Here is a 21,715-nt window from a genome sequence, read left to right as displayed (position 1 = left end):
CAGCGCTGCGTTTTCAGCAGCAGAGAAGCGAGATTATGAACCGTGTTTCGCAGCTCGTCAACAACTTTCTGAACGACTTCGCTGCGACTGCGGGGCTCAACTTCCGTACCGCCGAGGCTCGCTACCTTCCGAACTCCAACGGCACTGCTTCCCTTCCTCCCGCGCCGCGTTTCCGTTAGCGCGAAAGAGGCGTGATTCTATGCAGCTCACGGCGATCGCGCAAGGGGCTTGAAGCAACTTTTTTACGAGCGCCGCATTTCGGCCGTCCGGCCATGCCTGGGCACGAGGCCGCTTATGGTGCAAAGAACGGACTAGAATGTGAGGTTCTTCGCCTCTTTCTATATACGTCTTTAATATGCGCCAGCGAATCGCCAAACGCCTCCCCCCCGATGCCGACAAACTGGTCGGTCTGTCGCTTGCGCTCTTCGCGTCGGGCAGCCGCATCGAGGATCGCTTCTGGGAAGCGAAGCTCGACGCGCTGCTCGCCAAGATCGTCCGCAACGGCAATCAGACCACGCTCGACGCCGCGCTCGACCATCTTCAGCAGAATCATCCCGACGCCTACGGCGCGCTCGCCGACATGGCCGAGACACACAGCGAGTCGATGGTGATCGACCACGACGGCCAACCGTACGATGCGCTGCTGGTCGCCGTCCCGGTGCTCGCCTGGACGCGCTACATGATTCCGTCGGGCCCGCTGAAGGGCGACGTTGCCGACGCGCTGCGCACGCACCTGCAGGCGCACGTGCTCGCAAACGGCACCCTCGTCGGACTTGCTCCCTTCCTCTACAGCATCGACCAGCTGCCGCGGCACCACGTGGAAACCTACCGGCTGGCCCAGCAGCTCGCGCATGCGGCGATCGGTCAGCACACCCCGAAGCTGAGCTTCGGCGACCTGCCGGAAACCTCGCCGATCCTGGCCGATCCGCGCTTCCTGCTGGCGGTCGTCGCCGCGCCGACCGGCGCGGCGCTGTTCCGTTGGCAGGAAGAAGAAAACGGCAGCCGTATCGAGCGCGGCCAGTGCCTCGAACAGTGGACGGCACAGGGCGGCCCGAACCTGTCGATCGCGCTGCCCGGCTGCGAGTTCGAATGCCTGCTTCCGGACGCGTACTACTCGGCCTGTCGCGATGCGGACGAACGCGTGCGTCCACACACCGTCCGAACGGCCATTCGTTATCTATTCGACACACTTGGTGCAGCGCCGCAGGAGTTGCGCGCGGTGGTCGCCGGCTTCGGCGAACGCCGTATCGACGAGTATCGGGTCGGCTTCACGCGGCGTGCCAGCAACGATGTGATCTACGGCGTCGTGTGGCCGCTCTACGGCCGTGAAAACGGCGACGTTTCGATCGACAGCGCGACGCTCGAAGGCGAAGCGCCGATCGAAGGGCCGCTCGAGGAAATCGTAAGCCTGCTGAAGGAATGCGGCGTAACCGACGTCCGCCGGCACGCGGGCCGCTTCGAACCTGAATACTGCGACGACTGCGGTGTGCCGCTGTACGCCGATCCGCTCGGCGAAATCGTCCATGCGGAAATGCCGGAAGACGCGTCGCCCGCGCAGCCGCATTTCCACTGACTCGCCCCCGCAGGCCCTGCAGCCTGCCCCGCCAAAAGCCGCTTCCGGTGCCTGCCGAAGCGGCTTTTTTTCTTGTCCGATGTTCTGTCGCCCAAAATTTCGAACTTTTCCTAAGCCTTTCAGCCAAGCAGACATCGTGTAAGGTCTTTGTCATTATCGGGGCCAGCTTATATCCCCCCGACAGCAGTCAATGACTCACCTTATGGAGATTGAATATGCGATTCTTGGTGCTTAACTCAGACGCCGAACGGCGTGACGGACTGAAGGCCCTGTTGCGGCAGATCGACCGGCACGCCAGCATCAACGATGCGCCTGACGGTTTCCAGGCGCGCCGGCTGCTGCGCACCCAGCGTTTCGACCTCCTCGCGATCGACTGGCTCGACGTGGGCCGGCTCAGCGAGCTTCAGGCGCTCGGTAACGCGTGCTCGCCGACACCGGTCGCCGTCCTGGTCGACGAGATCTCGCCCGAAGCCATCCAGCGTTTCTTCAACTACGGCGTCGCGGGCGTGATCCCGCATTCCACGCGGCCGCACCTCATCGTGCGCGCGCTCGAGATCGTCCTGCTGGGCGGGCACTACATTCCGCCGATCGCCCTCAGCCTGCTGCCGTCCACGGCGACGGCGCGCCACGATGCCCATTTCCAGACGCTCGCCGGCTCGCTGCCCCGCCGCCCGCCGAGCGGCCTCCTGTCGCCGCGACAAGCGCAGATCATGCGGTTCGTCCACATGGGCAGCACGAACAAGATGATCGCGCGTACGCTCGGCATCAGCGAAGGCACCGTGAAGATCCACCTCGCGAGCATCTTCCAGCAGCTTGGCGCCGCAAACCGCGCCGCCGCGGTCGCGATCTACAACGGCTGGCTGTCGCCCCATCTCGAGGTGCTGCTGGCGAACCGCAACCGCGCCCGCAAGCCGGCCATCGGCGAACACGGCCCGGTTCCGCTGCGAACACAACGGCATGACCGTCCGTACCCGTTGCCTACCGCGAATGCCGGCACGCACGATCTGCCGCTCGCCGCCGAGCCACCGGCACGGTTCCGGCGCGGACGCTAGGCAAACAGTCTCGATATTGCGACGGTCGCGCATGCGCCGGTTCCCACCTTTGATGCTCAACGAGTAATATGGACGCATGGGTTTTCTTTTCACACCGCTTCCGCTCTGGGTTGGCATCGGTGGCTGGATCGCCGCCGTGGCCCTGCTCGCGCTCGCGATCTGGAATCGCCCGTTCGTACGCCTGCAAGACGCCACGCTTCAGCACGTGTGGCTCGCACTCGTCACTGCGATCACGGTCCTGTGGGCTTCGAACGCATGGCTCGAAGACGGCATCGTCATGCATCTGCTTGGCGCAACGCTGCTCGTCACGCTGTTCGACTGGACGCTCGCCCTGGTTGCGATGGGCGCCGTCACGGCGATTGCCGCGGTCATCTTCGACGCGCCGTGGCAAGGCATCGGCCTGACCTATCTGATCTACGGTGCGCTGCCTGTCGCCGTGTCGGCGTTGCTGCAACGCGCCGCGCTCGCGTGGCTGCCGCACAACCTCGCATCGTTCATCACCGGGCAGGGCTTCCTGTCGCCGGCCATCGCGATCGTCGCGGTCGCCGCTGCGGCGGCCGGTGTCCAGCTCGCGCTCGCCGACGGCGTGCCCGTCGTGATTCCGGCAGGCTATCTGCTGAACACCGCGCTGCTCGCGCTCGGCGAAGCGTGGTTCACCGGCATGGCGACGGCACTCATCGCCGTCTATCGCCCCGCGTGGGTCACGACCTTCGACGTCCGGCGCTACCGCCTCGGCGGCCCGCGCGCCTGACTTTCCCCTCCCGACCGGCTCGGCGCGCACATGTGCCGGCGGCACCGTCCACGACGCGCGCCGAATACGCCACCTACTGCCGCACAACTTTTTTACGCTAAGATTGAACTCCTGTTCTTCATCGGGCATCTATACGTGCCCGATGTCTCCTTCGCTCCTCACCAATAACCAGATGGACAGCTCACCTGCCTCGCTCCGGATTTTCCGGGCGCTCGGCAAGCTGGCAGCCTGTATCGCGGGCCTGTCGCTTGCGCTTCCCGCTCCGGTATTCGCCGACCTGCTCGACCAGCGCTCCGAACTGATCAACAAATTCGTCGACGAGATGCATGCCGATCCGCTCGCCGCCGATTGTGCGGCGCACGGCAGCTTCATCGCCAGTACGTCGACGGCGTTCGACCGCGTCGACTTCGCGCCGAACGCATTCGACAGCGGCAACGCGACCATCACGCCGTGGAACGACTCGTTCGACCAGGGCAAGCAGCGCGTGAAGGTCGACAACATCGTCACCGTCGATGGGCTCGGCATCCACAGCAACGGCAGCGATCCGACGCCGCTGAAATTCCGTTGCGGCTATGTCGGCCAGCAAATGCTCGCGTTCAGCTGGAACGACCCGGTCCCGCCGCTGAAGCCGCGCGTCGAACGCTCGTCGTCTTCGACGAAGAAGTTCAAGGGCAAGTCGCACCGCGGCAAAGCCAAGGCGAAGGCATCGAGCCGCGCCGGCAGCAAGAAGGCCGTCGCGACGAAGAAATCCAGCGGCCAGAAGAAGGCCGTGAAGAAAAAAACCGCGAAGAAGTCCTGATACGACGGAGCTGCAACGACAGCGGCAAAAAAGCCGGCGCATCACGAGATGCGCCGGCTTTTTTCATGCGACGACGAACGGCTGCGCTTACGCGAACGTGTCGACGTGCACCAGGATCGCAGCCAGCATCGCCGCGCCGAGCGCCGCGCTGCGCTCGCCGTTCCAGCCGACGCGCTCGTCGGGCAGGTTCGCGTTGTCCTTGAACGGCATTTCGAGCGTCAACGACAGGCAGCCGAACTGATGGCCGATGTACTTCGACGCGAGCTTCAGCGCATCTTCCTTGTACTTGCTCGCCGCGTAGCCATGCTCGGTCTGGAAGTCGGGGCTGGCGACCTTGAACGCGTCGATGAACGCGGCCTGCTCCTTGCCCTGCTGCTCGGTAAAGCTCGGCAGCATCTCCGAGCCGGCGACGAACACGTACGGCAGATCCTCGTCGCCGTGAATGTCGAAGAACATGTCGCAGCCGATCGCGTGGATCGCATCGCGCACGGCCAGCACTTCGGGGCTGCGCTCGGCATCGGGCGCCATCCACTCGCGGTTCAGGTTCGCGCCGGCCGCATTGGTGCGCAGGTTGCCGTGCACGCTGCCGTCCGGATTCATGTTCGGGACGATGTAGAACGTCACGCGATCGTAGAGCTTGCGCGCCACCGGATCGCCGGCCCAGTCGCCCCATCCCGCCAGCCGCTTGACCAGGCCTTCGACGAACCACTCGGCCATCGACTCGCCCGGATGCTGGCGCGCGATGATCCATACCTTCTTCTTCGGCGCATCGTCGGTTTCCGGCGTGCCGAGCGTCAGCAGCGACATCGGACGGCCTTCGACCGTGCGGCCGAGCTCGACGATGCTCGCCTGCGGCAACTGCTGGACCGCGCCGAGAAACGCCGCGTGACGCTCTTCCGAGTACGGTTCGAAATACGCGTAGTAGATGCTGTCGAACTCGGGTGTATGGTCGATGGTCATCGTCTTGCCGTCGAACGTCGTCGGCACGCGGAACCAGTCGACCCGGTCGTAGCTCGCCACCGCGTGATAGTTGCGCCAGCCCGACGGGTATGCGCATTCGGCTGCGTTCTCGAACGTCATCACGCACCGCTCGCCACGCGCGCCCGTCAAGCGGTAGTAAAACCATTGCGCGAACTCCGACCGATTGTCGCCGCGCACGCGCAGCCGGATCGCGTCGGGGCGCTCGCACGACACGACGTCGATGGCGCCTGCGTCGAAATTACTGGTGATCGAAAGGGTCATCTGTCTCTCTCCGTTATCGACCGGCGTTAGCGCTTTAGCGCTTACGCCGGCCCCATGCAAAGCGGTTGACCGAAGCACGCGGCGTACCGCCTGTCCGGCCTCATGCAGGCGCCGGCCGTCTCGTGAACGGCCGGCAGGGTCACTCGCCGATGCGCCGGCGATATACGTAAGTCGAATCGTTCGACGCCGCCGCATCGAACGCATAGCCTTCGGTCGCGAATGCCTTCAGCGCCTTCGGGTCGGTGATACGGTTCTCGACGACAAAACGCGCCATCAGGCCGCGCGCGCGTTTCGCATGAAAGCTGATGATCTTGTAGCGGCCGCCCTTCCAGTCCTCGAATACCGGCGTGATGACCGGTGCGGCCAGCAGCTTCGGCTTGACCGACTTGAAGTATTCGGTCGACGCGCAGTTGACCAGCACGCGTGCGGCGCCGCTGCGCGTCTCCAGCTGCTCGTTCAGCGCCCGCGTGATGCGGTCGCCCCAGAACGCATACAGATCCTTGCCGCGTGCGTTCGCGAACCGCGTACCCATCTCGAGCCGGTACGGCTGCAGCAGGTCGAGCGGACGCAGCAGCCCGTACAGGCCCGACAGCACGCGCACGTGCTGCTGCGCATAGTCGAGGTCGGTGGACGACAGCGATTTTGCGTCGAAACCCTCGTAGACGTCACCGTTGAACGCCAGCACGGCCTGCTTCGCGTTGGCCGGCGTGAAGGTCGGCGACCAGTCGGCGTAGCGCTGGAAATTCAAGCGCGCAAGCGGATCGGAGATATCCATCAGCGTCGCGATGTCCTGCGGCGACAGCTTGCGCAGGCCGTGGATCAGTTCCGACGCGTCGTCGACGAATGCAGGCAACGTGTAAGACGGGACGTGCGCGGGCGTATCGTAGTCGAGGGATTTGGCGGGAGAGAGAACGATTATCATAGAGGCTCGCTGGCACGCCGTGCCTTGCGGTCAGACGAAAACCACCGATTGTAACGAATGAGCCGCTCTCTCGCCCCGCATGCCGCGCACTGCGTCGTGCTCGACTCGAACGTCTGGATCGACATCCTCGTATTCGACGACCCCGCTACGCGCCCGATCCGCGCCGCGCTGGAATGCGGCACGCTGGCCGCCGTGATCGACGGCCGCTGCCTGACCGAGCTCGAATACGTGCTCGACTATCCGCAGTTCCAGTCGCGCGCGATCGACAAGGCGGCCGCGCTCGCGACCGTCGCCCGTCTCGCGAACCTCGTCGAACCGCAGCCCGTCGACGCCGCCGCGCCGCCGCTGCCGAAGTGCAAGGACCGCGACGACCAGAAATTTCTCGAGCTTGCCCGCGCCGCGCAGGCCGACTGGCTCGTGTCGAAGGACCGCGCGCTGCTGAAGCTCGCGAAACGCACCGCACGCGACTTCGGTTTCCGGATCGCGCAGCCCGCTCCCTTTACCGAGGCCTGCGCGCTCGACGCGACGCCGGCCGCCCCGACCACGCCAGCCTGACGCACACGGCCCCACCCGATTTCGACCGTATCGATGAACGCTCCTTCAGATATGCCAACGACGCCCGTTTTCCCCTCGCGCCTGCCGAACGTCGGCACGACGATCTTCACGGTCATGAGCGCGCTTGCCGCCGAAAAAGGGGCGGTGAACCTCGGCCAGGGTTTCCCGGATTTCGATTGCGATCCGCGCATCGTCGATGCGGTCTCGGCCGCGATGCGCAACGGGCACAACCAGTATCCGCCGATGGCCGGCGTCGCGCCGCTGCGCGACGCGATCGCCGACAAGATCGCGCAGCTGTACGGCCGGCGCTACGATCCGGCCAGCGAAATCACCGTGACGGCCGGCGCGACGCAGGCGCTGCTGACGGCGATCCTGTGCGCGGTGCATCCGGGCGACGAAGTGATCGTCGTCGAGCCGACCTACGACAGCTACCTGCCGTCGATCGAGCTCGCGGGCGGCAAACCGGTGTTCGTCACGCTGGAGGCGCCCGACTATGCGATCCCGTTCGACCGCCTCGCGGCCGCGATCACGCCGAAAACGCGGATGATCCTGATCAACACGCCGCACAACCCGACGGGCACCGTGTGGCGCGAGGCCGACATGCGCAAGCTCGAGGACATCGTGCGCGGCACCAACGTGCTGATCCTGTCCGACGAGGTGTACGAGCACATGGTCTACGACGGCGCGCGCCACGAGAGCGTCGCGCGCTACCCGGAACTCGCCGCGCGCAGCTTCATCGTGTCGAGCTTCGGCAAGACCTATCACGTGACGGGCTGGAAGGTCGGTTACGTCGCGGCGCCTGCCGCGCTGACCGCGGAATTCCGCAAGGTCCACCAGTTCAACGTGTTCACGGTAAACACGCCGATGCAGATCGGGCTCGCCGACTACCTGCGCGACCCGGCGCCGTACCTGTCGCTCGCGGGCTTCTATCAGCACAAGCGCGATTTCTTCCGGGCCGGCCTCGAACGCACGCGCTTCAAGCTGCTGCCGTGCACGGGCACGTACTTTCAGTGCGTCGACTACTCGGCGATCAGCGACCTGCCCGAAGCGGAATTTTCGAAGTGGCTCACGTCGGAGATCGGCGTGGCCGCCATTCCGGTGTCGGCGTTCTATCACGAGCCGCACGAATCGGGCGTCGTCCGCTTCTGCTTCGCGAAGCAGGAAAGCACGCTCGCCTCCGCGCTCGAACGGCTCGCCCGCCTGTAAGACCGCCACGGGCGGCCGCACGCCGCCCGTCAGAAACGCTTACGAACGCACGACGTTCGCCGCTTCGATATACGCCTTGCGCTCGGCTGCCACGCGTTGCGCGGCCGGGCGCTCACCCACCGTCTTCGCGTGCGCCTTCCAGTCGATGCCTGCATCGAGCAGGAAGTCGCGGCCGAATATGGCCTTCGTCGCCATGCCGATGACCGGCAGATGGACCCACGCCGCAATGTCCGCGAGGCCGAACGATTCGCCGAGCACATACGGCGAAAACCGCGTCATCTGCTTGAAGGCATCGATCGCGCGCGGCAGACGCTTCTCGACGTGCGCCTTCATCCCGTCGCTGACCTTGCCGCCGAAAAACGCTTCCGTATAGACCTCGCGCGCCATCCATTCGAGATACAGCTCAAGCGTCTCGACCAGTTCGCGCACCTTCGCGGCCGCGAACGGGCTTGCGGGCAAAATACCTTTTTCGGGATAGCGCGCCGCCAGGTATTCGACGATCACCTGCGACTCGAACAGCGCGCCCTCTTCGGTCTTCAGGAACGGAATCTTGCCGAGCGGCGAATCGGCAAGCTGCGCCGGATCGCTGATCGGCAAACCGCACACCGACTCCTCGAACGGAATGTCGTGCTCGAGCAGGACGAACTTCACCTTGTTGTAGTAGTTGGACAACGGGATACCGCACAGCTGTAGCATCGGAGTCTCCTTCCTGGCTGAAGCGCGGCCGCCTCGACGCCGGCCGCATCGGGATTCATCGCGCTGAAAAGCACGTTCGTGCTAGTCTAAAGCAAGTTTTGCGTTCGTCACGACAACATTACCGCCGCTGCGGCGACGGCGCCGCCTGTCCACGCGACACACGCGGCGTCACAGCCGCGCCATCCGATGGAGACACGCTCCCATGAGTGCTGAACTGCTGGCCTCGCGTCCGCCCGAGAGCGAAGCGACGCTCGTCCTCACACTGTCCAATCCCGGCGCGCGCAACGCGCTGCATCCCGACATGTACGCGGCCGGCATCGAAGCGCTCGCCACCGCCGAGCGCGATCCGGCGATTCGCGCCGTCGTGCTGACAGGTGCCGACCGCTTCTTCTGCGCAGGCGGCAACCTGAACCGGCTGCTCGAGAATCGCTCGAAGGAGCCGTCCTTTCAGGCCGACAGCATCGATCAGCTCGCGGCATGGGTAACGGCGATCCGCGCAGCCACGAAGCCGGTGATCGCAGCCGTCGAAGGCGCCGCGGCCGGCGCGGGCTTCTCGCTCGCGCTCGCGTGCGACCTGATCGTCGCCGCACATGATGCGAAATTCGTGATGTCGTATGCGCGCGTCGGCCTGACGCCCGACGGCGGCGGCTCGTGGTTTCTCGCCCGTGCGTTGCCGCGCGCGATCGCGGCCGAGATCCTGTTCGAAGGCAAGCCGGTTGCCGCCGAACGCCTGCATGCGCTCGGCGTCGTCAACCGGCTCGCCACGCCCGGCACGGCACTGAGTGACGCACTGGCATGGGCCGACACGCTCGCCGGCATCTCGCCGAATGCGCTCACGCGCATCAAGTCGTTGCTCGACGACGCGACCGCGCAACCGCTGGACGCGCACCTCGGCACCGAGCGCGATCATTTCGTCGCGTCGCTGCATCATGCGGACGGGCTCGAAGGCATCACCGCCTTTCTCGAGAAGCGCCCGCCGCGCTACAAGCGCTGATCCGCCGCGTCGGCCTTCGAACCGACGCCACGCCGCCGCGTCCCTCCGATGCGCATGTCGCCGTCGCACGCAATGCCGACGGCGATCTCCCGCCCGGCCTTGCCTGCCCGTCGGCACACGCGTTTGCGTCGCCAGCAGCCCGTGTCGATCCATGCTCTAATGACCGCCTGTCGCGGCGCCGCCGGCGCCGTTTTCGCGCAAGCCTCACAGGAGTTGACGATGATCGACGTCTATAGCTGGGCGACCCCGAATGGCCACAAGGTGCACATCATGCTCGAGGAAACGGGCCTCGCATATCGTGCCCATCCGATCGATATCGGCGCGGGCGACCAGTTCGAGCCCGCGTTCCTGAAGATCAGCCCGAACAACAAGATCCCCGCGATCGTCGATCCGGACGGCCCCGGCGGCCAACCGATCTCGCTGTTCGAATCGGGCGCGATCCTGATCTACCTCGCGGAGAAGACCGGCAAGTTCCTGCCGACCGATCCGGCCGCACGCTATGCGACGCTCGAGTGGCTGATGTTCCAGATGGGCGGTGTCGGCCCGATGCTCGGGCAGGCGCACCACTTCCGCCTGTATGCGCCGGAGAAGATCGAGTATGCGGTCAACCGCTACACGAACGAAGCGAAACGCCTGTACAACGTGATGGAAAAGCGCCTCGGCGAATCCGAGTATCTCGCGGGCGACACGTACACGATCGCGGACATTGCGACGTTCCCGTGGACACGTTCGTGGCAGAACCAGGGCATCGTGCTCGACGCCTTGCCGAACGTGAAGCGCTGGCACGAGGCGATCGCCGCGCGACCGGCCGTGCAGCGCGGCGTCGAGGTGCTCGCGTCGATGCGCAAGCCGCTGCAGGACGACAAGGCGCGCGAGGTGCTGTTCGGCGCGACGCAATACGCGAAGCACTGACCCGCACGCGGCGGGCGGAGCGGCATCCGTGCATGCCGCTCCGTGCCTCAGAAGTAATGCAGCGTGATGAACTCCGCCGCGCACACCGGCAGCGGCGCGTCGGGGCGCTCGACCTGCACCGATACGGACCACGTCACCTGAATGCCGCCACGCGCAGCGTCGGCGGTTTCCTTCACCGCGAACAGCGCACGCACGCGCGCACCGACCGGCACCGGCTTCAAAAACCGCACGCGGTTCAGCCCGTAGTTCACGCCCATCTTCTGCTCGAAGCGCATCGCGTCGGTCATCAACGCGGGAATCAGCGACAGCGTCAGGAACCCGTGCGCGATCGGTCCGCCGAACGGCGACTCGCGCCGCGCGCGCTCGGGGTCGACGTGAATCCATTGATGGTCGCCGGTCGCGTCGGCGAAACCGTCGACGCGCGGCTGGTCGATCTCGATCCAGCCGCTCGCGAGCGGCTCCGCGCCGACCCGCGCCTGCAGCGCCTGCGCCGATGCGATCAGCGGCAAGGTCACGTCGGTCATATCTTCGCGCCTCCCGGATGGCGCAGCCCGAAAATCACCTTGGTGTGCACGGTGATCACCGTCTCGCCGGCTTCGTTCACGCCAACCCATTCCGTCGATACGATGCCGCGATCGGGCTTGCTCTCCGACACGCGCTTGTCGTGCACCTTCTGGTACATCGTGATCGTGTCGCCGGCGCGCACCGGCTTCAGCCAGCGAATCGAATCGATGCCGGGCGAGCCCATGCTGGTCGAATCCGGTCCGAGCTTCTGGATCAGCAGGCTCATGAACACCGAGCACGTATGCCAACCGCTCGCGACGAGGCCGCCGAAATGCGACGCCTTCCCCGCTTCCTCGTCGAGATGGAACGGCTGCGGATCGTAGCGCTTCGCGAACGCCTTGATGTCGTCAGGCTCGAACGTATAGCGGCCCACTTCGGTGGTACTGCCGACCACCAGATCTTCGTAACTGATGCCCACTGATAAGTCTCCTTGTCTCGCGCGCTCGCGCGTCGCCATCATGCTACGTCGGTCTGCGCGAAATCGGGCAGCGCCGCGATGCGGGCGAGGTGATGATCGGTATCGCCGAGTGTCGTCTCGATGATCGACAGCCGTTTGAACAGGTGCGCGGCGGCCACCTCGTTGGTCACGCCCATGCCGCCGTGCAGCTGGACCGCCTGCTGGCCGACGAAGCGTGCGGCCGACCCGACCCGCGCCTTCGCGGCCGACACGGCCTTGCGCCGCGCATCGGCGTCGCCGTTCGCGTAGCGCACCGCCGCGAGATAGGTCAGCGAACGCGCCTGCTCGGCATGGATCAGCATGTCGACCATTCGGTGCTGCAGCGCCTGAAAACGCGCGATCGGCACGCCGAACTGCTCGCGCGTCTTCGTGTATTCGACCGTCGCGCGATTGAGTTCGTCGAGCGCGCCGACCGCTTCCGCGCACAGCAGGAAAGTCGCGTAATCGGCAATCTGCTCGAGTGCCGCCGCGTCGCGCGCGCCACCCGTCAGCAATCGGGCCGGCGTGTCATCGAAGGAGATCGTCGCGGCACGCTGGCCATCGATGGTCCGGTAGTCGACCACCTTCGTGTTCGCTGCATCGTGTTCGACGACAAAGAGGCCGATGCCGCCGCCGTCGACCCGCGCAGGCACGATCCACGCATGCGCCTGGGCGCCGTGCTGAACCACCGACTTGGCGCCGGTCAGCCGGTACGTGTCGCCCTGCTCGCGCGCATGCGTGTCGAGTGCGTACAGGTCGTAGCGCGCTCGCGGTTCGTGGAACGCGACCGCCACGCGCTTGTGCCCCTGCGCGACCGCCTCCAGCAACGCGGCATCTTCGCCTGCGCCGGAGCCGGCGATCCGCAACGCCTCGACGCCGACTGCCGTGGCCCAGTACGGCTCGATCACGAGTGCGCGGCCGAGCTCCTGCATCACGACCAGCATGTCGACCGGGCCGCCGCCGAAGCCGCCCTGCGCGTCCGGCACGGGCAACGCGGTCAACCCGAGTTCGGTGAATGCGCTCCATTGCGCGTCCGATACGCCGGCATCGCTGCGCACGATCGCCTGGCGCGCTTCGAAACCGTATTGCTCGCCGAGATACCGGCGCAGCGCGTCGGCGAACTGCTGCTGCTCATCGGTAAAGCTGAAATCCATGGTTGTCTCCGCTCCCTGATCACAGCCCCAGAATCATCTGCGCGATGATGTTCTTCTGGATCTCGTTCGAACCGCCGTAGATCGACGTCTTCCGGTAATTGAAGTAGTACGCGGCGAGCGGCGCCGCATCGTCGTCGCCCGCGATGCTGTGCTCGCGCTCGCCGTCGAGGAACGGCACGTCGAACGGTGCGGCCAGCGGACCGATCGCCTCGACCATCAGCTCGGTGAGCGCCTGCTGCACCTCGGTGCCCTTGATCTTCAGCATCGACGCTTCGGGGCCGGGCCCCTTGCCGCTCGTCTCGCGGCTGACGACGCGCAGCACCGTCACCTCGAGCGCCATCAGCTCGACTTCGAGCGCCGCGACCTTCGCAGCGAACACGGGATCGGCGAGCAACGGCTTGCCGTTCTTGCGCTGGTTCGATGCGACACGCTTCAGGAACGCGAGCTCCCGCTTCGACGCGCCAACGCGCGCGATGCCGGTGCGCTCGTGGCCGAGCAGGTATTTCGCGTAGGTCCAGCCGCGGTTCTCGTCGCCGACGAGGTTCTCGACCGGCACCTTCACGTCCTCGAAGAACACCTCGTTGACCTCGTGGTCTTCGTCGAGCATCACGATCGGACGCACCGTGATGCCGGGCGTCTTCATGTCGATCAGCAGGAACGAGATACCCTCCTGCTTCTTCGCGGCCGGATCGGTACGCACGAGGCAGAACATCATGTCGGCGTACTGGCCGAGCGTGGTCCAGGTCTTCTGGCCGTTGACGACGTAGTGATCGCCGTGGCGCTCGGCGCGCGTGCGCAGCGACGCGAGGTCGGATCCGGAGCCCGGCTCCGAGTAACCCTGACACCACCAGTCCGAGCCGTCGAGAATACGCGGCAGATAGTGGCGCTTCTGCGCTTCGCTGCCGTATTTCATCAAAACCGGCGCGACCATCGACACCCCGAACGGCAGCACGGTCGGCGCACCGATCCGCGCGCATTCCTCGTCCCAGATGTGTCGCTGCGTCGCGTTCCAGCCCGGGCCGCCATATTCGACCGGCCACGCGGGCGCGGACCAGCCGCGCTGGCCGAGAATCCGGTGCCAGCTCGCGAAATCCTCGCGGTCGAGTCGTTTGTGATCGAGTACCTTGGCGCGCAGAGCATGAGGCAGGTGGGCCTCGAGCCAGGCGCGGACGTCAACGCGGAACGCGTCGTCGGCGGGGGAATAGTCCAGATCCATGCGCAGTGTCTCCTGACCGCGGCCGTCCGGCCCGGCCAGGACTCACTGCATACGTCATTGCAGCGGTTCTTTCAGCGCGGCAGGAATCGGCAGCGGCATCACGTCGATGCCTTCTTCGACCAAGGATTGCGCGTCTTCCGGCGTCGTGACGCCACGAATGCTGCGTGCGGGCGCCTCGTTGTAATGGATGCGCCGCGCTTCCTCGGCGAAGCGCTCGCCCACGTTCTCGGTCTTCTCCAGCACCTCGCGCAGCGCGCGCATCACCTGCGCCTGCAGCGCACGCGGATCGGCCGGCCGGGCCTGCGTCGCCCCCGACAGATTCAGGCGCGGCGCCGACGGCAGACGGTTGACCTCGGTCGTCCCGCACACCGGACATTCGACCAGCTTGCGGGACAACTGCGCTTCGAATTCATCGGCGGAAGCGAACCAGCCTTCGAACCGATGACCGTGCGGACACTGTAAATCGAGGACCTTCATGCTGAATCAGGGCGTGTGACGAGTGTAGCGCAAAAAGCGATTTTGTGAACGATCGTGCTAAATCCCGATCGCGCGGCACGGGTGCGCCGCGTCACCAGATTGTAACGCGGTGCCCCGCTCGCCGCTGACGCTGCACTCAGGGCGTGACGACCGGGCCGAGCGGCCACGTGCCGGACAGCACCTTGTCGAGCCACATCGTGCCGATGATCGTCTTCACGTCGGAGATCTGGCCCGTGCGCACCCATTCCTGCAGGTCGGCCAGCGTCGCGGTGAAGGTTTCGAGGAATTCGCCTTCGTCGAGCTTGCGCTCGCCGGCCGTCAGCCCGCGCGCGAGGTACAGGTCGATGAATTCGGTCGAATAGGAAATGATCGGGTGAATGCGGGCGAGGAACACGTATTCGCGTGCCGTGTAGCCGGTTTCCTCGCGCAGTTCGCGCACCGCGCACGCGAGCGCACCTTCGTTCGGGTCGAGCTTGCCGGCCGGGAATTCGGCCATCACCTTGCCGATCGGATAGCGATACTGGCTTTCCATCAATACGCGGCCGTCGTCGAACAGCGGGATCACCATCACCGCGCCCGGGTGCTGCACGTACTCGCGCGTGGCCTTCTTGCCGTCCGGGAGACGGACGGTATCGCGCTTGAGCTTGAGGAACGCGCCGTCGAAGATTGCCTCGCTCTCGAGGCAGGTTTCGGTCAGTGCGGCGTCGTGATTGGGTAGTTCGGCCATCGGCGGCTCCTGGATGAGCACGACGGACGGCCGAAGCCGTCAGCGTCGTTTGACGAGATACTGGAACGTGAAGCCGGGAAACGCGAACACGACGAACAGACTGAACGTGATCGCGTAAAACTGCCAGCCCTGTTCAAAGCGGTTGCCGGCGCGCGACTCGAGCCAGAAGCCGAGCGCGCCGACGATGAAGTACAGCACGATCAGCTCGCCGATCCGCACCCACGCGTTCTTCTTCGTCGCGCCGAACGGCACGACGGCGAAGAGGCGTTGGTTCAGGAACGGCAGGTTGGCGCAGACGAGCGCCAACAGCACGATGAACCAGCCGGCTGCCGACATTACAGCGGCAGCGTGTGACGGATTGCCTGCAGGCAGGCGGTCAGCAGCGGGCTCGGGATCAGGCCGAGCACGACGACCGCCAGGCCGTTCAGCACGAGGATCGTGCGCTTGCAGAAGTCGCCCGAGATCGGCGTCGAATCCTGCGGCGCATCGAAGTACATCAGCTTCACGATGCGCAGGTAGTAGAACGCGCCGAACAACGACGTGATCACGGCCAGCACGGCCAGCCACGTGAGGCCCGCGTTGACGGTCGCCTCGAGCACGGCCAGCTTCGCGTAGAAGCCGACGGTCGGCGGGATGCCGGCCAGCGAGAACATCATGACCATCATCACGAACGCGAACACCGGGCTGCGCTTGTTGAGGCCCTTGAAGTCGTCGATCGTTTCCGCTTCGAAATCGCGGCGCGCGAGCAGCATCACCACGCCGAACGAGCCGAGCGTCGTGATCAGGTAGACGATCGCGTAGAACATCGCCGAGCTGTAGGCGTTCGCCGGTGCCGCCGCGTCGCCCTTCACGATGCCCGCGAGCAGGCCGAGCAGCACGAAGCCCATGTTCGAGATCGCCGAGTACGCGAGCATCCGCTTGATGTTGCGCTGGACGATACCGGTGATGTTACCGACGATCAGCGACAGCGCGGCCAGGATCACGAGCGCGGTCTGCCAGTTCTGCGCGAGCGGCAGCAGGCCCATCACCAGGAAGCGCAGGCCCCACGCGAACGCGGCAACCTTCGGGCCGCCGCCGACGAACAGCGTCATCGCGGTCGGTGCGCCCTGGTAGACGTCAGGCACCCACATGTGGAACGGTACGGCGCCGAGCTTGAACGCGATACCGGCGACGATGAAGATCACGCCGAACATCAGCACGGCCGCGTCGGTGTTGCCGCCGACCGCCTTGTACACTTCGCCGAGCTCGAGCGAGCCTGTCGCGCCGTAGAGCATCGAGATGCCGTACAGCACGAAGCCCGACGCGAGCGCGCCCAGCACGTAGTACTTCATCGCGGCTTCGCTCGACTGCGCGGCATCGCGACGCAGCGCGATGACCGCATACAGCGACAGCGACATCAGTTCGAGACCGAGGTACAGCGTCAGGAAGTTGTTGCCCGACACCATGACCAGCTGACCGAGCAGCGAGAACATGCCGAGCAAGAACACGTCGCCGCGGAACATGTCGCGGTCTTCGAGGTACTTGCGCGAATAGACGAGCGAGACCGCGAAACCGAACGACACGACCGCCTTCATCATGCTCGCGAACGAGTCGACGACGACCATCTTCGAGAAGAAGTAGTACTGGTGCGGGTCGAGCGCCTGGACCGCGAACCACACGCCGGCGACGACCGACGAGACGACCGCGATCAGATAGGTCAGGCGGCGGCCGGAAGCACCGGTAAAGGTGTCGTTCAGCCATGCGACGACGATGGCGGCCATCACCAGCGCGTCAGGCAACAGGACATTCATAGGAGCGTTCATGATCTTGATTTCCTCCGCTCGCGATTACTGGGCCAGCGGCAGCTTCGACTGCGCGACGTGGGAGAGGAGGTTTTCGACGGAAACGTGCATCACGTCGGTGAAAGGCTTCGGATACAGGCCCATCAGCAGCGTGAACGCGGCGAGCACGGCCAGCATCAGGAATTCGCGACGGCCGATGTCCTTCAGCTTGGCAACGTGATCGTTCGCGACCGCGCCGAAATACACACGCTTGTACATCCACAGCGTGTAGGCCGCGCCGAGGATCAGCGTGAATGCCGCGCCGAATGCGATCCAGAAGTTGTACTGGACGGCCGCGAGAATCACCATGAACTCGCCAACGAAACCCGACGTACCCGGCAGGCCGCAGTTGGCCATCGAGAACAGCATCGCGAATGCCGCGAACTTCGGCATCACGTTGACGACGCCACCGTAATCGGCGATCTGGCGCGAGTGCACGCGGTCGTACAGCACACCGATGCAGAGGAACATCGCGCCCGACACGAAGCCGTGCGAGATCATCTGGATGATCGCGCCTTCGACGCCGAGCTGGTTGAAGATGAAGAAGCCGAGCGTGACGAAGCCCATGTGCGCGATCGACGAATACGCGACCAGCTTCTTCATGTCGGCCTGCACCATCGCGACGAGGCCGATGTAGATCACCGCGATCAGCGACAGCGTGATCACGACGGGTGCCAGGAAGTGGCTCGCGTCAGGCGTGATCGGCAGCGAGAAGCGCAGGAAACCGTACGCGCCGAGCTTCAGCATGATCGCGGCCAGCACGACCGAGCCGCCCGTCGGCGCTTCCACGTGCGCGTCCGGCAGCCACGTGTGCACCGGCCACATCGGCACCTTCACCGCGAACGCGAGGAAGAACGCAATGAACAGCAGGATCTGTGGCGTCATCGCGATCTTCGCGTTCTGCCACGTCGCGAGGTCGAACGAGTGCGTTTCCGTGTACAGGTAGATCAGCGCGACCAGCATCAGCAGCGAGCCGGCCAGCGTGTACAGGAAGAACTTGAACGCCGCATACACGCGGTTCGGGCCGCCCCACACGCCGATGATGATGTACATCGGGATCAGGGTCGCCTCGAAGAATACGTAGAACAGCAGGCCGTCGGCCGCCGAGAACACGCCGATCATGATCCCGGACAGGATCAGGAACGCCGCGAGGTACTGCGCGACGTTCTCGGTGATCACTTCCCACGCGGCGATCACGACGATCACGGTGATCAGCGCGGTCAGCACGACGAACCACATCGAGATGCCGTCGACGCCGAGGTGATACGCAATGTCGAAGCGTTCGATCCAGGTCGACTTCTCGACGAACTGCAGCGCAGCCGTGCTCGAGTCGAAGCCCGTGATCAGCGGGATCGTGACCGCGAGGCCGAGCAGCGCACCGATCAGCGCAACCCAGCGGGCCGTCCCCGGATTTTTGTCGTTACCTACCGCAAGCACGAGGAGGCCGAAAACGATCGGCAGCCAGATCGCGGTACTGAGAATCGGAAAAGCGTGCATTAGTTGTCCCCCCGCCTTATTTGCCGCCGAGCGTTACAAACAGGGTCAGGAGCCCCAGCATGCCGATGATCATGGCGAACGCGTAGTGATAGATGTAACCGGATTGGAGGAAGCGGATCACGCCGGCGAACCAGCCGATGAACCGGGCGCTGCCGTTGACGAGGCCGTCGATCACGACGACGTCGCCCTCCTTCCACAGGCCGCGGCCGATCGCCACCGAACCGCGGGCGAACACCACTTCGTTGATCTTGTCCATGTAGTACTTGTTGTCCAGCAGCGTGTAGATCGGGCCGAACGCGCGGCGGATCGACGCCGGCAGCTCCGGACGCTTCAAGTACAGGAACCACGCGACGACGACACCGGCGAGCGCCAGCCACACCGGCAGGCCCGACACCGAATGCAGGCCCATGCCGACCCAGCCGTGGAACTCTTCGGCCATCTCGGCCAGCGCCGGATGGTTTTCGCCGATGAAGATCACCTTGTCGAATGCAACGCCGTGCTGGAAGAAATCGCCGAACAGCATCGGGCTGATCGCGATCGCGCCGATGATCACCGACGGGATCGCCAGCAGGACCAGCGGCACCCACACGACCCACGGGGTCTCGTGCGGCTCGTGCGCGTGGTCGTCATGACCGTGGCCATGGCCGTGGTCGTCGTGGCCGTGCGCGGCCGCCATGCCCATCGGCGATTCCGGATGCTTCGGCTTGCGGAAGCGCTCTTCGCCGTGGAACACCAGGAAGTACATGCGGAACGAGTACAGCGCCGTGACGAACACGCTCGCGACGACCGCGAAGTACGCGAAGCCCGAACCCGGCAGGTGCGACAGCTTCACCGCGTCGATGATCGAGTCCTTCGAGTAGAAGCCCGAGAAGAACGGCGTACCGATCAGCGCGAGCGAGCCGACGAGCGACGTGATCCACGTGATCGGCATGTACTTGCGCAGGCCGCCCATGTTGCGCATGTCCTGGTCGTGGTGCATGCCCATGATCACCGAGCCGGCGCCGAGGAACAGCAGCGCCTTGAAGAACGCGTGCGTCATCAGGTGGAACACGGCGACCGGGTAAGCGGACACGCCGAGCGCGACGGTCATGTAGCCGAGCTGCGACAGCGTCGAGTACGCCACCACGCGCTTGATGTCGTTCTGGACGATGCCGAGGAAGCCCATGAAGAGCGCCGTGATCGCGCCGATCACCGTGATGAAGGACAGCGCGGTATCCGACAGCTCGAACAGCGGCGACATGCGCGAGACCATGAAGATGCCGGCCGTGACCATCGTCGCCGCGTGAATCAGCGCCGAGATCGGGGTCGGGCCTTCCATCGAGTCCGGCAGCCACACGTGCAGCGGGAACTGCGCCGACTTACCCATCGCGCCGATGAACAGGCAGATACAGGCAACGGTCAGCAGGCCCCAGTCGGTGCCCGGGAAGTGCAGGCTCGCGAGTTCCGCGCGCTTCGCGAACACTTCGCCGTAGTTCATCGAGCCGGCGAACGCGAGCAGCAGGCCGATGCCGAGCAGGAAGCCGAAGTCGCCCACGCGGTTCACGAGGAACGCCTTCATGTTCGCGTAGATCGCGCTCTCACGCGTGAAGTAGAAACCGATCAGCAGGTACGACACCAGACCCACCGCTTCCCAGCCGAAGAACAGCTGCAGGAAGTTGTTGCTCATCACGAGCATCAGCATCGAGAACGTGAACAGCGAGATGTACGAGAAGAAGCGCTGGTAGCCGTCCTCTTCCGCCATGTAGCCGATCGTGTACACGTGCACCATCAGCGAGACGAAGGTCACGACGACCATCATCATCGCGGTCAGCGAATCGACGAGGAAGCCGACTTCGAGCTTCAGCGAGCCGACGTTCATCCATTCGTAGACGGTCGCGTTGAAGCTCGCACCGCCCATCACGTCGAAGAAGACTTTCGCCGACAGGAGGAACGCGATCAATACGCCGAGGATCGTGATCCGGTGTGCGCCCTTGCGCCCGACTGCGTTCCCGAACAGCCCCGCAATCAGCGAGCCGGCCAGCGGAGCGAGCGGAATCGCCAGCAGCAGGTTTTCATTGAGTGTCGTTGACATAACAGCGTTGCCTGAAATTAACCTTTGAGCTGATCGAGATCCTCGACATTGATCGTGTCGAGCTTACGGAACAGGGTCACCAGAATCGCGAGACCGATCGCGGCTTCCGCTGCGGCGACGGTCAGCACGAAGAACACGAAGATCTGGCCGTGCACGTCACCCAGATAGTGCGAGAACGCGACGAAGTTGGTGTTCACCGCCAGCAGCATCAGTTCGATCGACATCAGGATGATGATGACGTTGCGGCGGTTCAGGAAAATCCCGACGATCGCGATCGCGAACAGGATCGCGCCGAGCACAAGGTAGTGAGCAAGAGTCAGCATGGTTTTCTTTTCCTCCGCTTAGCCGTTGGTGCCCGAACCGGCTTCGCTTTGCGCCGCTTCCGGCTGCGGCTTGTCCGCTTCCATCTTCACGAGGCGCACGCGGTCGTTGCGGCGCACCTTGACCTGATCCGACACACGCTGGCGCTTGCTGTCCTTGCCCTTGCGCTCGGTCAGCCCGATCGCGGCGATGATCGCGACCAGCAGCACGAGGCCGGCGATTTCGAACGCGAAGATGTAGTCGGTGTAGATCACCTTGCCGATCAGGCGCGTGTTCGACCAGTTGGCCATCTCGCCCGTCGCCATCGCATGCACGGTGTGCGTGTCGCCGTAACCGCGCCACAGGATCAGCGCGGTTTCGATCACGATGATCGCGCCGACCACGGTGGCCATCGGTACGAAGCGCTTGAAATCGCGGCGCAGGTAGTCGATGTTGATGTCCAGCATCATCACGACGAACAGGAACAGCACCATCACCGCGCCCACGTAGACCAGCACCAGCAGGATCGCGAGGAACTCCGCCTCCAGCAGCATCCAGATCGCGGCGGCGTTGAAGAACGCCAGCACAAGGAAAAGCGCAGACGCCACCGGGTTGCGCGAAGTGATCACCTTCAGCCCTGATACCACCAGGAGCAGCGCGAAGATGTAGAACAGTACGGTCGTGAATTCCATGATTACCGGTTCATCGTTAGGCCATAGTCAGGCGCGGCTTGCGGGACGCCCGCACCCGT

Annotated in this window: 23 protein-coding genes; 8 read left to right on the top strand and 15 right to left on the bottom strand. The window is 64.8% G+C overall.

Features of this window, described 5'->3' with window-relative positions; translation table 11 throughout:
- The first annotated feature begins 355 nt into the window (after nt 1–355).
- From H0X91_RS24750 to H0X91_RS24735, 4 genes are all read left to right on the top strand, one after another.
- On the top strand, nt 356–1,573 hold the full coding sequence (locus H0X91_RS24750; RefSeq protein WP_059721334.1) for a DUF2863 family protein: 1,218 nt from the start codon (nt 356–358) through the stop codon (nt 1,571–1,573).
- A gap of 215 nt (nt 1,574–1,788) precedes the next feature.
- Nucleotides 1,789–2,625 (top strand): response regulator transcription factor, encoded by an 837-nt coding sequence (locus H0X91_RS24745; protein WP_006496994.1) that lies wholly within the window; start codon nt 1,789–1,791, stop codon nt 2,623–2,625.
- Nucleotides 2,626–2,701: 76 nt separating this feature from the next.
- Nucleotides 2,702–3,376, top strand: a complete 675-nt coding sequence (locus tag H0X91_RS24740) for an energy-coupling factor ABC transporter permease (RefSeq protein WP_006484865.1) — start codon at nt 2,702–2,704, stop codon at nt 3,374–3,376.
- A 142-nt stretch (nt 3,377–3,518) separates the two neighbouring features.
- Nucleotides 3,519–4,175: a BspC domain-containing protein gene (locus H0X91_RS24735; RefSeq protein WP_062911306.1), complete on the top strand. Its 657-nt coding sequence runs from the start codon at nt 3,519–3,521 to the stop codon at nt 4,173–4,175.
- 87 nt (nt 4,176–4,262) lie between these two features.
- Here H0X91_RS24735 and H0X91_RS24730 read toward each other — a convergent pair whose 3' ends face one another.
- Both H0X91_RS24730 and yaaA read right to left on the bottom strand, forming a co-directional pair.
- Nucleotides 4,263–5,417: a M14 family metallopeptidase gene (locus tag H0X91_RS24730; RefSeq protein WP_034201514.1), complete on the bottom strand. Its 1,155-nt coding sequence runs from the start codon at nt 5,415–5,417 to the stop codon at nt 4,263–4,265.
- Nucleotides 5,418–5,556: 139 nt separating this feature from the next.
- Nucleotides 5,557–6,339, bottom strand: a complete 783-nt coding sequence (gene yaaA, locus H0X91_RS24725; RefSeq protein WP_006484893.1) for a peroxide stress protein YaaA — start codon at nt 6,337–6,339, stop codon at nt 5,557–5,559.
- A gap of 57 nt (nt 6,340–6,396) precedes the next feature.
- On the opposite strand from yaaA, the gene H0X91_RS24720 reads away from it, so the two are divergent.
- Nucleotides 6,397–6,894, top strand: coding sequence for a putative toxin-antitoxin system toxin component, PIN family (locus H0X91_RS24720; protein ID WP_062911305.1), 498 nt, complete (start codon nt 6,397–6,399; stop codon nt 6,892–6,894).
- Nucleotides 6,895–6,927: 33 nt separating this feature from the next.
- Nucleotides 6,928–8,100 carry a pyridoxal phosphate-dependent aminotransferase gene (locus H0X91_RS24715; protein WP_034201512.1) on the top strand — a complete coding sequence of 391 codons (1,173 nt, stop codon included), beginning with the start codon at nt 6,928–6,930 and terminating at the stop codon, nt 8,098–8,100.
- Nucleotides 8,101–8,139: 39 nt separating this feature from the next.
- Here H0X91_RS24715 and H0X91_RS24710 read toward each other — a convergent pair whose 3' ends face one another.
- Complete coding sequence (locus H0X91_RS24710; RefSeq protein ID WP_006496998.1) at nt 8,140–8,796, bottom strand: glutathione S-transferase family protein; 657 nt, start codon at nt 8,794–8,796, stop codon at nt 8,140–8,142.
- Nucleotides 8,797–8,998: 202 nt separating this feature from the next.
- Here H0X91_RS24710 and H0X91_RS24705 point away from each other — a divergent pair, with 202 nt between their 5' ends.
- Nucleotides 8,999–9,790 (top strand): oxepin-CoA hydrolase, alternative type, encoded by a 792-nt coding sequence (locus tag H0X91_RS24705; protein WP_062911304.1) that lies wholly within the window; start codon nt 8,999–9,001, stop codon nt 9,788–9,790.
- A 219-nt stretch (nt 9,791–10,009) separates the two neighbouring features.
- Nucleotides 10,010–10,702, top strand: coding sequence for a glutathione binding-like protein (locus H0X91_RS24700; RefSeq protein ID WP_006484871.1), 693 nt, complete (start codon nt 10,010–10,012; stop codon nt 10,700–10,702).
- A 47-nt stretch (nt 10,703–10,749) separates the two neighbouring features.
- On the opposite strand, the gene H0X91_RS24695 is transcribed toward H0X91_RS24700, so the two are convergent.
- The 12 genes from H0X91_RS24695 to H0X91_RS24640 form a co-directional block, all read right to left on the bottom strand.
- Nucleotides 10,750–11,226 carry a MaoC family dehydratase gene (locus H0X91_RS24695; RefSeq protein WP_006496999.1) on the bottom strand — a complete coding sequence of 159 codons (477 nt, stop codon included), beginning with the start codon at nt 11,224–11,226 and terminating at the stop codon, nt 10,750–10,752.
- Complete coding sequence (locus tag H0X91_RS24690) at nt 11,223–11,684, bottom strand: MaoC family dehydratase (protein ID WP_006484884.1); 462 nt, start codon at nt 11,682–11,684, stop codon at nt 11,223–11,225. The genes H0X91_RS24695 and H0X91_RS24690 overlap by 4 nt, the downstream gene beginning before the upstream one ends.
- Nucleotides 11,685–11,722: 38 nt before the next feature.
- Nucleotides 11,723–12,856 carry an acyl-CoA dehydrogenase family protein gene (locus tag H0X91_RS24685; RefSeq protein ID WP_006484899.1) on the bottom strand — a complete coding sequence of 378 codons (1,134 nt, stop codon included), beginning with the start codon at nt 12,854–12,856 and terminating at the stop codon, nt 11,723–11,725.
- Nucleotides 12,857–12,875: 19 nt separating this feature from the next.
- Nucleotides 12,876–14,072, bottom strand: coding sequence for an acyl-CoA dehydrogenase family protein (locus H0X91_RS24680; RefSeq protein WP_006484866.1), 1,197 nt, complete (start codon nt 14,070–14,072; stop codon nt 12,876–12,878).
- Nucleotides 14,073–14,126: 54 nt separating this feature from the next.
- The gene (locus H0X91_RS24675; protein WP_006484892.1) at nt 14,127–14,549 is read right to left on the bottom strand and encodes a DUF1178 family protein; all 423 of its coding nucleotides are present in this window, start codon (nt 14,547–14,549) and stop codon (nt 14,127–14,129) included.
- Nucleotides 14,550–14,685: 136 nt separating this feature from the next.
- Nucleotides 14,686–15,276 carry an NUDIX domain-containing protein gene (locus H0X91_RS24670; protein WP_006484889.1) on the bottom strand — a complete coding sequence of 197 codons (591 nt, stop codon included), beginning with the start codon at nt 15,274–15,276 and terminating at the stop codon, nt 14,686–14,688.
- A gap of 39 nt (nt 15,277–15,315) precedes the next feature.
- Entirely contained in the window at nt 15,316–15,612 is a 297-nt protein-coding gene (locus H0X91_RS24665; protein ID WP_006484867.1) for a DUF2818 family protein, read from the bottom strand.
- A complete protein-coding gene (gene nuoN, locus H0X91_RS24660) occupies nt 15,612–17,066 on the bottom strand; it encodes an NADH-quinone oxidoreductase subunit NuoN (RefSeq protein ID WP_171983970.1) in 1,455 nt (484 codons plus the stop codon). Before nuoN ends, H0X91_RS24665 begins: the two co-directional genes overlap by 1 nt.
- Before the next feature lie 36 nt (nt 17,067–17,102).
- On the bottom strand, nt 17,103–18,593 hold the full coding sequence (locus H0X91_RS24655) for an NADH-quinone oxidoreductase subunit M (RefSeq protein ID WP_006484881.1): 1,491 nt from the start codon (nt 18,591–18,593) through the stop codon (nt 17,103–17,105).
- 16 nt (nt 18,594–18,609) lie between these two features.
- On the bottom strand, nt 18,610–20,664 hold the full coding sequence (nuoL, locus tag H0X91_RS24650) for an NADH-quinone oxidoreductase subunit L (protein WP_006478273.1): 2,055 nt from the start codon (nt 20,662–20,664) through the stop codon (nt 18,610–18,612).
- 17 nt (nt 20,665–20,681) lie between these two features.
- The gene (nuoK, locus tag H0X91_RS24645; RefSeq protein ID WP_006478272.1) at nt 20,682–20,987 is read right to left on the bottom strand and encodes an NADH-quinone oxidoreductase subunit NuoK; all 306 of its coding nucleotides are present in this window, start codon (nt 20,985–20,987) and stop codon (nt 20,682–20,684) included.
- 18 nt (nt 20,988–21,005) lie between these two features.
- Entirely contained in the window at nt 21,006–21,656 is a 651-nt protein-coding gene (locus H0X91_RS24640) for an NADH-quinone oxidoreductase subunit J (RefSeq protein WP_006484877.1), read from the bottom strand.
- Between the last annotated feature and the right edge of the window lie 59 nt (nt 21,657–21,715).

The organism is Burkholderia sp. 9777_1386 (assembly GCF_015712265.1).
GTDB classification, from domain to species: Bacteria; Pseudomonadota; Gammaproteobacteria; order Burkholderiales; family Burkholderiaceae; genus Burkholderia; species Burkholderia cenocepacia.
The sequence above is the reverse complement of the archived record's forward strand: the minus strand, read 5'-3'. Positions and strand labels throughout refer to the sequence as shown.